Source organism: Photobacterium japonica (assembly GCF_050337005.1).
Taxonomy (GTDB): Bacteria; Pseudomonadota; Gammaproteobacteria; order Enterobacterales; family Vibrionaceae; genus Photobacterium; species Photobacterium japonica.
In genome coordinates this window covers 105,425-116,803 of sequence record NZ_JAKJSN010000008.1, presented here as the reverse complement: position 1 = coordinate 116,803, position 11,379 = coordinate 105,425, and the positions used below count along the sequence as shown (strand labels likewise).

Annotated in this window: 10 protein-coding genes; 4 read left to right on the top strand and 6 right to left on the bottom strand. The window is 46.7% G+C overall.

Features of this window, described 5'->3' with window-relative positions:
* Nucleotides 1-15: 15 nt before the first annotated feature.
* The 5 genes from L4C36_RS02035 to L4C36_RS02015 form a co-directional block, all read right to left on the bottom strand.
* Entirely contained in the window at nt 16-1,677 is a 1,662-nt protein-coding gene (locus L4C36_RS02035; RefSeq protein WP_428476117.1) for a mechanosensitive ion channel family protein, read from the bottom strand.
* A gap of 240 nt (nt 1,678-1,917) precedes the next feature.
* Complete coding sequence (gene pstB / locus L4C36_RS02030) at nt 1,918-2,667, bottom strand: phosphate ABC transporter ATP-binding protein PstB (protein WP_428476116.1); 750 nt, start codon at nt 2,665-2,667, stop codon at nt 1,918-1,920.
* Nucleotides 2,668-2,686: 19 nt separating this feature from the next.
* Nucleotides 2,687-3,553 carry a phosphate ABC transporter permease PstA gene (pstA, locus tag L4C36_RS02025; protein ID WP_428476115.1) on the bottom strand — a complete coding sequence of 289 codons (867 nt, stop codon included), beginning with the start codon at nt 3,551-3,553 and terminating at the stop codon, nt 2,687-2,689.
* A gap of 5 nt (nt 3,554-3,558) precedes the next feature.
* Entirely contained in the window at nt 3,559-4,470 is a 912-nt protein-coding gene (pstC, locus tag L4C36_RS02020; RefSeq protein ID WP_428476114.1) for a phosphate ABC transporter permease subunit PstC, read from the bottom strand.
* Between the two features lie 100 nt (nt 4,471-4,570).
* Entirely contained in the window at nt 4,571-5,389 is an 819-nt protein-coding gene (locus L4C36_RS02015; RefSeq protein WP_428476113.1) for a phosphate ABC transporter substrate-binding protein, read from the bottom strand.
* A gap of 372 nt (nt 5,390-5,761) precedes the next feature.
* Here L4C36_RS02015 and L4C36_RS02010 point away from each other — a divergent pair, with 372 nt between their 5' ends.
* The 4 genes from L4C36_RS02010 (at nt 5,762) to L4C36_RS01995 (ending at nt 10,413) form a co-directional block, all read left to right on the top strand.
* Complete coding sequence (locus L4C36_RS02010; protein WP_428476112.1) at nt 5,762-7,390, top strand: methyl-accepting chemotaxis protein; 1,629 nt, start codon at nt 5,762-5,764, stop codon at nt 7,388-7,390.
* Between the two features lie 130 nt (nt 7,391-7,520).
* Nucleotides 7,521-8,441 carry a LysR family transcriptional regulator gene (locus L4C36_RS02005; protein WP_428476173.1) on the top strand — a complete coding sequence of 307 codons (921 nt, stop codon included), beginning with the start codon at nt 7,521-7,523 and terminating at the stop codon, nt 8,439-8,441.
* A 287-nt stretch (nt 8,442-8,728) separates the two neighbouring features.
* A complete protein-coding gene (locus L4C36_RS02000; protein WP_428476111.1) occupies nt 8,729-9,946 on the top strand; it encodes a NupC/NupG family nucleoside CNT transporter in 1,218 nt (405 codons plus the stop codon).
* A gap of 203 nt (nt 9,947-10,149) precedes the next feature.
* Nucleotides 10,150-10,413 (top strand): hypothetical protein, encoded by a 264-nt coding sequence (locus L4C36_RS01995; RefSeq protein ID WP_428476110.1) that lies wholly within the window; start codon nt 10,150-10,152, stop codon nt 10,411-10,413.
* Here L4C36_RS01995 and L4C36_RS01990 read toward each other — a convergent pair.
* Complete coding sequence (locus L4C36_RS01990) at nt 10,407-11,138, bottom strand: family 16 glycosylhydrolase (RefSeq protein ID WP_428476109.1); 732 nt, start codon at nt 11,136-11,138, stop codon at nt 10,407-10,409. The genes L4C36_RS01995 and L4C36_RS01990 overlap by 7 nt on opposite strands.
* Nucleotides 11,139-11,379: the final 241 nt, after the last annotated feature.

Below are 11,379 nucleotides of genomic sequence, written 5' to 3'. Positions count from 1 at the left end.
TAACGGACTAACGATTCAGGCTTTCTTTTCCGGTGTGGTGATAATGTGCACATCTTGTTGCGGGAACGGAATTGAAATCCCTTCACGGTCAAAGCGCATTTTCACTTCACGGGTAATATCCCAGTACACATCCCAATAGTCCTCGGTTTTTACCCACGGACGCACAATGAAATCCACCGACGAGGTATTGAGCAAGTGTAACTTGATCATCGCTTCTGGTGCGCGCAGCACCATTGGGTGCTCAGTCACAATGTCATGCAGTACAGTTTCAGCTTTCTCGACATCGTCGCTGTAACCAATGCCAAACACCATATCCACTCGGCGCACTCGCTCATGGGTGATGTTCTTAATGGTATCCCCCCAAATCTTGCTGTTGGGCACAATCAAAATCTGGTTATCAAAGGTTTTGATGGTGGTACTGACTAAACTCATGTGGCTCACTTTGCCGGATGTGCCACCGGCTTCGACAAAGTCATCCACATCAAACGGGCGATAGATCAGCAGCATCATGCCTGATGCGAAGTTGGAGAGGGTATCTTGCAACGCGAAACCAATGATGACACCGGCCACACCGAAACCGGTCAGGATAGGGGTGAGATCCAGACCGACCTGAGCCAAGGCAAACAATAGCCCGATACACAACACCACGTTACCCGTGATAGAAATAAAGAAATCTTTCATTAATTGCGACATGCGCAGGGTCGGGGATGACACTGCACGGGTCACAATCTGGCGGGTGATGTTTTTCAAAATTTTAAACACAAACACGATCAGCAAGAAGATGAACAACTTGAACAGCATTTGCGGGGTGTTATCAAGTAACCAGGATTTTATATTGTCAAACCAACCTGAGAGTATCGAGATGATAACTTTAACGTTGAGCAGTTCATTGGTCAGGTTACCGGTGGTTTCAAACAGCTGCTTGGTGTAATTCGTGGTATCGAGTCCGATTTCTTTGCCGAGGTCAGACAAATACTGAACCGATTGAATGTCGCTTTCGACTTTGCGCTGGGCGAGGATTTGCTGCAATTGCAGCGTTGCTTTTTCGCCTTCTGCGGCAGCTTTAAGCTGGTTGCTCAGGGTGCTTTCTTGTTGGCTGTCAAAGCTGAGCATGGCAGACATGAAATCTAACCGCTGGCGAACGGTTTCGGCTAATGCGGCGGCCTCTTTCGGTTTTGGCACACCAAGTCGATCAAGCCAGAGGAAATTGGTCCACTGTTCTTTGAGCATCTGGTGGTAAAACTGAGTGGTTTCTTGCAAGGCTTTTTGTAGCAGCAGTTTTTGCTCAGGATCGGCTTTATCGATCGCTTCTTGCTGTGATGTCATTTGTTTCGACAAGAAATTGATGGCGGATTTCAGGTAGGCAACCTGCTCATTTACGAGATTAATGACCAGCGGTTTGTTTTCTTCATTTTGCTGATTCAGCAGCGATTGGACTTCCGTTCGGATCTCTTCATTTTTTTTCAGCATCTGCATGTCTAAGACATTTTTTGCTGTCCCCGTTTTGCCTTTTGCCTGTTTGACCAATTCTTGCAGGTCATTATCCAGCTTATCAATGTTATCGATGATTTGCTCAGAGGCAGACAGCGGGGCAGGTGTTTCGGTGACCTCGGGAGAAGACGATTCAGCAAGAGTATGAAAACTAAAGAGAAGGAAAAATAACAACGACCAGCGCATGCAACACCTCAACGACCGACAGAATAAGTCTTTATTGTAGTGAATTCAGGTTTTATCGGAGGGGCTATTTTGGTGATAACACGAGCAAAATGAGAAGATTATCATCGCAACGTGAACGCGGGATAAAAAAAGGCCCCCTGCATGAGGGGGCAAGTTTTACCATCGCTGTTATTATTCGAGTCACGCGATATAAGACATTGAGGAAGTCTTATGGTGTGGAATAGTGTTTGTGAGTCAGGATTAGCCAAAGTCACCGTTGACGTAACCACGGGTACGATCATCGCGTGGGTTCGTGAACAATGCGTGGGTGTCATCGTGCTCAACCAGTTCACCCATCAGGAAGAAGGCGGTGCGGTCGGAAATTCGACGGGCCTGCTGCATGGAGTGGGTCACGATAACGATGGTGAAGTCTTTCTTCAGTGACTCCATCAAATCTTCAATCTTTTTGGTCGCAATCGGGTCAAGCGCTGAGGTCGGTTCATCCATCAAAATCACTTCTGGCTGCATCGCAATCGTACGGGCAATACACAGACGCTGCTGCTGGCCACCGGACAAACCGAAGGCGTGTGATTTCAAACGATCTTTCACTTCATCCCACAGTGCGGCGCCACGCAGTGATTGCTCAACCACTTCATCAAGGTGCTTTTTGTCCGTCACACCTTGTGCACGCAGACCGTAAGCCACGTTTTCATAAATGCTCATTGGGAACGGGTTCGGCTTCTGGAACACCATGCCGACTTTAATGCGTAGCTGCGCGACATCAATGTTGCCGTACACATCTTGGTCGTCCATAGTCAGGCGACCATTGATTTTCACCCCTTCAATCAGGTCGTTCATACGGTTCAGACAGCGCAACAGCGTTGACTTACCACAACCTGACGGACCAATCAGTGCCGTTACTTGGCGGTTCGGAATAGGCAGGCAAATTTCTTTCAGTGCTTGGTTGCTGCCGTAAAAAAGGTTCAGGTTTTCAATATTAAATTTRTTCATAATTTCTCTTCCTCAAAAATCAGTAAGTCGCAGTGTTGAAACGGCTAGCAATCAGTTTGGTCATTAAGTTAATCAGCAGAACAATCACAATAAGAATGGTGGCAGTTGCATATGCCTGGTTCCATTCGTGAATGGTGTAAAGCTCTTGCGTTAACTTATACAAGTGCACAGTCAAGGTACGGCCAGAGTCAAAAACACTCTCTGGGATACGTGCAACCATGCCTGCTGTCATGAACACCGGTGCAGATTCACCGATAACACGACCTACGCTGAGGATAATAGAGGTCACAATACCCGGCATTGCGCTTGGTAGAATGAGTCTCCAGATGGTGTAAATCTTAGATGCCCCCAAACCGTATGACCCTTCACGGTAGGTTTGTGGTACAGCCATTAATGCTTCTTCAGTTGTACGGATAATGACCGGCAGGATCAGGATGCTCAACGTCAGGGCGCCTGACAGAATCGAGTAACCAAAGCCCATGACGACCACGAAGAACGTCATACCGAACAAACCGTAAATAATGGACGGAATACCCGCCAGTGATTCCGTACAGAAGCGGATCACTTTCACCAAACGGCTGCCGACTTTGGCGTATTCCGTTAGGTAAATTGCAGTCATGATCCCCAACGGTGCAGCAACACCGATAGAGGCGGCGACCATGTACAGGGTGGAAACAATCATTGACCAGATACCGGACTCTTGGCCGATAGTGGTGTATTCGCTAGTAATGAATGACCAGTTCACATGAGACAAACCGTTGCTCAGGATGTACCAGACTACCCATAAAAGAAAACCCACAGTAATTGATGCAGCCGCCCAAATTAGGCCTAATGAAATGTTATCTTTCATCCGCTGCTTTGCGGTATTTGTACCTTGTAAAGACATAGTAATTACCTCGCACGCTCACGGTTTAGATAAAGAAGTACAGCATTTAGCATCATGATGAAAACGAGTAACACAATACCGGTGGCATACAGTGCACTTGCATGTAGGCCGGTTGCGTAAGACATTTCAATCGCAATGTTGGCTGTTAGCGTACGAGCCGATTCTAATAAACCTTCTGGCATGGCTGGGGAGTTACCCATCACCATGATGATAGCCATTGTTTCACCCAGTGCGCGTGCTACACCGAGGATAACCCCGGTCATGATGCCCGAGCGTGCAGCGGGAACAAGCAGTTTAAAAATCGTAAACATCTGTGACGCGCCAAGGGCATATGAGCCTTCTTTGTAGGTGCGTGGTACGGCACGGATAGAGGTTTCAGACACGGTGATCACGGTCGGTAGGATCATCACTGCCAGTACAACGATACCCGCCAGTACGGTGTTACCTGCAGGTACATTAAATACGTCTTGAATCAATGGCACGATAATCACAAGGCCAAAGAAACCGTATACGACCGAAGGGATACCTGCGAGTAACTCAATCATCGGACGGATGATGTTGGCAAGGCGCTTAGGTGCCACTTCAGCAATAAAGATGGCGGTCAAAACACCGACCGGCACACCGATAACCACAGCACCGGCGGTGGATACCACAGACGCAACGATCATGGGTGCAATACCGTATAAAGCAGGCGGAAGCCAATCATTGCCTAATACGATGTTACCGACACCGGCATGGGCAAAAGCTGCATAGCCTTCACGGAAAATGAAATACCCAATTAAAATGAGTGAAAGCGTGCCAAGTACTGCACTTGAAAGAAAAAGGTATTTGAAAAACAGTTCGCGCCAATCAATTTTGTCTTTGGCCTTTAGCGACGTGTTTTTGCTTGAAGTAGCTATATTATTCGCGATGGTCATAGTTCTTACTCCAGATATCGGTTAAACAAGGTTTAGTCCAATACCGAGGAATCAATAAAAAAATCGGTCATCGTCACCTGACGATGACCGATAAAAGGGTTTACTTAATAGAGATGAAGCCTTTATCTGCAACGATTTTTTGACCTTCAGGGCTTTGTACCCATGTTAAGAAGCTCAATGCAGCTTGAGAAGGGCGGCCTTCTTTGTATACGACAAGGAATGGACGCTGTACGCTGTAGTCACCCGCTTTGATGGCTGCAATCGAAGGCTTGTGGTTGTCGATAGCCAGTGGTTTCACTGAAGCGTCAACCGAGCCAAGAGAGATATAGCCGATAGCAAAAGGGTTGTTCGCAACGATGGTTTTTAGCTGGCCGTTACCGCTTGCCACTTGTGCACGCTGTGAAATCGCTGACACTTTGATGCCATTAATTTTCTTTTTCAGCTTCATGATGTCTTCAAATGCGCCACGTGTGCCTGATGCGGTATCTCGGGTTGCAACAACGATAGGCTTGTCTTCACCGCCCACTTGTTTCCAGTTAGTGATTTCGCCTTTGTAGATTTTTGCTACGTCTTCTTTAGAGAGGTCAGTCACTGTGTTGTTGTTGTGAACAACGACGGCGATACCGTCACGAGCAATGACCACTTCTTTAATGTTATCGGCTTTTTCAGAGCTCTTAAGGTCGCGAGAACTCATGCCGAGGTCTGATGAACCGTCGTGTGCAGCACGTACACCCGCTGAAGAGCCAGGGCCTTGTACCTCAACCGTTACATCGTGTGATTGTGCGTAGGTTTCACCCAATACTTCCATGATTGGGGATACGGAGCTAGAACCTACAACGGATACCGTCTCATTAGCGACAGCGGGGTTGAATACCATTGAACCTGCTAGGGCTAGTGCACCAATAACCTGTGTTTTCATTTTCCTAATCCTTATTCGTTTGGCTACATTGCCAATAGGTTTTGAATGAACGAGGCCAAGATTAGGGAAGAAATATGACATTCATGTTTCAGAAGTTTGAACACTCTATGACGGTCATGCTAATAGGTTATTTTTAAAGCAATAAATAGAGCAGCCCTGGTTTATCTTATTGAAAAATAATGGTTAATTTTTTAACGGTCAAAATAATGGCTATATCTTATCTGGAAAGTGACGGAAATGTGCCATCTATCTTATTGATTAATCAGTGTTTATCGATAGACATTTTTGCGATCAAGATCTATATTCTCGAGCTGGAAATACACGAAAAATAGACGCATGGAAGCGGCACAAATTACTTCCCTTGGGGCTATCATGCAATTTTCATTAAAAAACATTTCCATTCGCTATCAGGTACTTCTGCCTGTTATGTTGATGGTTGTTGTGCTATTTGTTGCGCTACTAACGACAAAAGCGAAACTCGTCGAAGAACAACATGAAGTTTCTTCAACCACCCAGCAATTAATCACGTATAAAGACACGTTAGCGCAAATCGGTGATCGTGTTTACCCACTACGTATTAGTGCGGTCTATGCTATTTACGATGCGAATCGTCGCAGCGGCTTTATGAATGAATTAAGTGCAGCAAGCAGTGCCTTACGCAATGATATTCAAGTGATTGCCCAAGAACCTGCGTTTCGTGTTCAAGCCCAGCAAGTGGGTAAAGCGATTGACGCGTATATTGATTACTCAAAACGTGCCGTGGCTTTCTTTGACCGCTACCAGCGTGGTGAAGCGACCAGCAGTGAGTTTACCAATTTCACTAATCAATACCGTAATGTAGGTAATGAGATGGTGACAGCGATTAACCAGTTGTCACAACATGTGAACGATGTATCAACGCGTGAATTGGCGCAAAGTAATGCGGACAATGATGCAGTGATGTCGACAGCAACCGTGGTGATTAGCTCGGTATTTGTGGTTGTACTGCTGATGGCATGGTGGTTGTCGGGCTTAATTGTGAATCCGATCTTGAAACTACAGCAGGTGATGCAAGCCGTCGCGGCCGGTGACTTAACCGTGCGTGCTGAGCAAGACGGTACCAATGAAATGGCACAGTTAAGTGGTCATGTGAATAATACGGTGAAGCAATTAAGCACCACGGTAGATTCGATGATCCGCATCAGTGAAGATGTGGCGTCAGCAGCCACCGAATTGGCGGCGGTGATGACACAGTCGGAAGCGAACGCACAGTCAGAACAAAATGAGATCGATCAGGTTGCGTCTGCAGTGAACGAGTTGTCAAGCACGGCTGACAATGTGAGTGATAACGCGACGGCTGCCGATGAAACGGCAAAGCAAACCGATGCACTGGCACGCCAAGGTTTGAGCATCTTTGAAGAAAGCAGCGGTGCCAGTGTACAGATGTCACAAACGCTGTCTGAAGCGGCGGGTGTGGTGACGCGCTTGCGCGACCAGTCTGAGCAGATCAGCAAAGTGATCGAAGTGATCCGCGGTATTTCAGAGCAAACAAACTTGTTGGCACTGAATGCCGCCATTGAAGCGGCCCGTGCCGGTGAATCTGGCCGTGGTTTTGCCGTGGTCGCCGATGAAGTGCGTATGCTGGCGGCGCGTACCCAATCGTCAACACAAGAAATTCAATCCATCATTGAAGAGCTGCAATCACAATCTAATAATGCGAACGATAGTATGCAAGTCAGCCTTGAAATGCTTGATCGTAACCAACTTTTAGCTAGCCAAGCCAATGATGCGCTGGTGGGCATTACCGAATCGGTATTGCAGATCAGTGATATGAACACGCAAGTGGCTACCGCTGCTGAGCAGCAGTCTCAGGTAACACAAGACATTAACCGTAATGTGAGCAACATGTCTGAGATCATCAATCAGAATGTCGCTGGTATTAGCCAGAGCGCGATGGCGAGTAATGAATTGTCACGCCTTGCTGAACAGCAGAAGCAACAGTTGTCATTCTTTAAGTTGTAAGCACGACACTTTCAATTGACTGATCGAAAGGGCCTTTTTTAAGGCCCTTTTTCTTTTGGTCGCTCCCTGTGGAAATGGGTTATGATAACCACAGACAGGGGATACCCCATCCGCAACAAAACAGCCGATGATGATAAAAAAAGCCCAACAAATGGTGGTGTATAACGCACTGATCCATCAACGTAGCTTTACCAAAGCTGCACAACTGCTCGATATTTCCCGTACCCAAGTGAGCAAGCAAATCCAACAGCTTGAAGAACGGCTAGGGGTGCAATTGGTGCAACGTACCACGCGCTCGTTTGCCTTAACCGAAGCCGGTGAACGGTTTGCGGTACATTGCGCGAACCTTGTGGGTGAAATAAATGAAGCAGAAAGCGCATTGCTGCAAAGCACAGACAGTTTGCAAGGCGTACTGCGGGTAGGCAGTGCACAATCTTTTGCCCGCCACCATCTCTCCCCGTATATCGCCGATTTTCATTTGCAATACCCACAACTCGATGTGGAAATGAGCTTGTTTGATCACCGTGTTGATCTGATTGCAGAACAATTGGATTTATGGATTGGCATGACCGACTCGCCGCCTGAAGGGTTTGTCGCGCGTCATCTGGCTGATTGCCACTTTGTGTTGGCTGCTAGCCCAGATTACTTGGCTAAACATGGCGTACCGTATCATCCGGATGATCTTAAGCAGCATAACTGTATTACGTATTACAGCCGTGAACGTAAAGACAATCTGTGGAGTTTCCAGCAAGGTGAAGCGTCACTGAGCGTGAAAGTCACGGGGAATTTTCGGGTCGACTCGGCGGATGCCATTCTTGACGCGGCGGTTTCTGGACATGGTATTGGGTATCTCGCCACTTATTTATTGGATAAAGAATTTCAAGAAGGGCGTTTGGTTCGCTTAATGCCGGATTGGCATTTGTCCCAATACATGCCGTTGTATGCGGTTTACCCTCGACATAAGTATTTACCCCAAAAAGTGCAGGCATTTGTTGATTTCATTCGCCATCACATCGGTGAGCCTGTTTATTGGGATAAAGTGCTGAAATAGGCCTTTTAAGAATACTTGGTGTCCGCTGTATTCAAATTAATCATAACGAGAACGTTTACCTGGTTTTTTTCCTCGTAGTAACGGCACTATTGTCACCCAGTGTGACAATAGTATCCCGCATTTGAACCAATCTCACATATTTCGCCGTATTCGACGAAGAATGCGCCATATCCTGCCTTGATGTAGAAAAACTGTAAACAGGTGTAACAAGTTGATCCTTGTCACAGTTTTTAATCTGAATAGAATGCCTCCGCAATCGTTTACTAATAAATTTGTGGAGTTTGACCGTGAATTATCTGGTCAGTGCGCTAGGCGTTATTACGCTTTTTGCGGTTGCAGTTCTTTTTTCTGAAAATCGTCGTGAAATCAATTGGCGTACCGTCGGTGGTGCGTTTGCTATTCAGTTGATCTTTGCGGGGTTTATCCTTTATGTCCCTGTCGGTCGTGAGATCCTAAACAGCGTGTCATCAGGGGTGTCAGGTATCATTGACTACGGTCGTGTTGGTACTGAGTTCCTGTTCGGTCAACTTGCACAATTTAAGCTGGGCTTCATTTTTGCAGTCAATGTACTGCCAACCATCGTTTTCTTCTCAGCTTTGATTTCTGTGTTGTACTACCTGGGTGTAATGGGTTTTGTGATCCGCACTATCGGCGGCCTGTTACAGCGCGTACTGGGCACAACCCGTACCGAATCCATGTCAGCAACCGCGAATATTTTTGTCGGTTCAGTAGAAGCGCCATTGGTTGTCCGTCCTTATTTGGCGAAAATGAGCCGTTCTGAATTGTTTGCTGTCATGGTCGGTGGTTTGGCTTCTGTTGCGGGCGGCACGCTAGTGGGTTACGCCGGTCTTGGCGTTGACATCAGCTACTTGATTGCGGCGAGCTTTATGTCTGCCCCTGCGGGTTTGATGATGGCAAAAATCTTGGTGCCACAAACTGAAATCATCAATGAAACTAACGACGAAGAAGAAAGTCACGATGATGATCCTGTAAATATCATTGATGCGGCGACACAAGGTGCGCTTAACGGTCTACAAATTGTGATGGCTGTGGGTGCGAGCTTGTTGGCTGTGATCAGCTTGATTGCTTTGATCAATGGTGGCTTGGGTCATGTGGGTGAGTGGTTCGGTTTTGATAACCTGAGTCTTGAACTGATTTTCGGCTACCTGTTTGCGCCAGTTGCTTGGTTGATTGGTGTGCCATGGTCTGAAGCCACGGTTGCAGCAAGCTTGATCGGTAAGAAAATTGCGGTGAACGAATTCGTCGCCTTTGCTGACCTTATGGCAGTGAAAGATCAGCTGAGCGCGCATTCTCAGGCTATCGTGACCTTTGCCCTGTGTGGTTTTGCGAACCTGACATCGATTGCGATGTTGATGGGTGGTCTAGGGGGCGTAGTACCAAGCCGTCGTCCAGACATTGCGCGTCTTGGTTTTAAAGCGATTTTCGCGGCGACCTTGGCAAACTTGATGAGTGCAACGATCGCGGGCGTATTCCTTTCGTTTTGATTGGATAGTTGCCATCGCGAATAGAAAAAAACAGAGTGCTTATGCACTCTGTTTTTGTTTATGGTGCATTATTGTGGCGTTAAGCAACATATAGCACCCAGTGTTACGAGGTAAGACCTAAGGACAAGTTAAATGTAGTGAGATAAGATGCCCTAAGTTGTCTTATTTTTAATACGCAGGTTAGCCATTTGAAAAATAGAGAGATGGATAAGCTACTGAGTGCGCATGAAAAACTCGTGCATTCTGAAGGGCTACAAGTCGTGTCACACACTCAGCGTGAAGACGAAGATTGGATCCTTCACACCTTGATGATCAAGAATGTGGATGTGCCGTTTAAATTCAAACGACAGAAAAAATACCAAAGTTTAAAAGGGGCAAAGGTGAATATGACCTATTACCCCGCCAGTGAAGTGATTGCGGGTTTCACCATCGAATACATGAAAGTGGTACGGATAAAACGTTACTGAGTTATCTCGCAATCATCGCCTGGCGTGAAGCGAAAATTGCGATAATGGGCTTGATGACTCGCTTGGCTGGCCTCATCAAAGGTGCCCGCCCAATTCGCAATGGCTGGGTCGGTTGCCCACAGGTTTGCCATGATCCGCAATTGACTATCCGCCGAGCTCGGGATGGGGGTTGTCGTGTTTTGATGCACCAGATACACCAATTCACCATCGACGTACCACCGTATTGCCTCCGATGACCATTTTATGCTGTAGTGGTGGAAATCTTCCGACGCATCGAAATCAAGAAAAATGATCCGCTCATTGGAATAGGCGTAATTGTCGTCGTTGGTCCAGTAATTGACTTGCAGTAGGTTTGTGTTGTGACCGAGAAATTCAATGTCGATTTCATTGTGGCGGCCATTTCCGCCCGGTGGGGTATCGTAAGGCCCCGCAAACAAAAAGAATGCCGTGATCACCCCAGGGGCATTAACCGCCTTAATCTCCGCTTCAAAGCAGCCGTAATCATAGTAATGATGACTGCGCAGCTCTCCCCCACGGTAAGCCAATTCACTCTCTGCAATGGGATCATGCATTAAGTGCAATGTCATGCCCGCTTCATCAAAAGTGACCGATTCACCTTCCCATCGACTCAAGAAAGGAAATCCATTACTCCACCCATCAGCTTTCCACCAAATAGCGGTATTCAGTTCTGTTAATGGATCATCAAACACGCCTGAGTTACTCATGGCCGCTCCCGTGTATACGCTGAAGGCGGAAATAATCAGTGTGGAGATAAGCGGGTTTTTCATCATAGTAAAATGTTCCCTGTGAGCAATATGCAAATATGTGACTACTAAATTAGCAGCCGATACACCGCGATATAACGGGTATTGTGTTTCAATACTGAGACATATTTGTATTTTGCAAATAAAGCAGACAGGCTTGCCTAATTGATCTTAGCAAAATGCAAATGCACAAGAGATGCGT

Excerpts from the sequence above, each read along its gene's own strand:
- L4C36_RS02035 (WP_428476117.1), bottom strand. The coding sequence starts at position 1,677 with ATGCGCTGGTCGTTGTTATTTTTCCTTCTCTTTAGTTTTCATACTCTT.
- pstA (WP_428476115.1), bottom strand. The coding sequence starts at position 3,553 with ATGTCTTTACAAGGTACAAATACCGCAAAGCAGCGGATGAAAGATAAC.
- pstC (WP_428476114.1), bottom strand. The coding sequence starts at position 4,470 with ATGACCATCGCGAATAATATAGCTACTTCAAGCAAAAACACGTCGCTA.
- L4C36_RS02015 (WP_428476113.1), bottom strand. The coding sequence starts at position 5,389 with ATGAAAACACAGGTTATTGGTGCACTAGCCCTAGCAGGTTCAATGGTA.
- L4C36_RS02010 (WP_428476112.1), top strand. The coding sequence starts at position 5,762 with ATGCAATTTTCATTAAAAAACATTTCCATTCGCTATCAGGTACTTCTG.
- L4C36_RS02005 (WP_428476173.1), top strand. The coding sequence starts at position 7,521 with ATGATAAAAAAAGCCCAACAAATGGTGGTGTATAACGCACTGATCCAT.
- L4C36_RS01995 (WP_428476110.1), top strand. The coding sequence starts at position 10,150 with ATGGATAAGCTACTGAGTGCGCATGAAAAACTCGTGCATTCTGAAGGG.
- L4C36_RS01990 (WP_428476109.1), bottom strand. The coding sequence starts at position 11,138 with ATGAGTAACTCAGGCGTGTTTGATGATCCATTAACAGAACTGAATACC.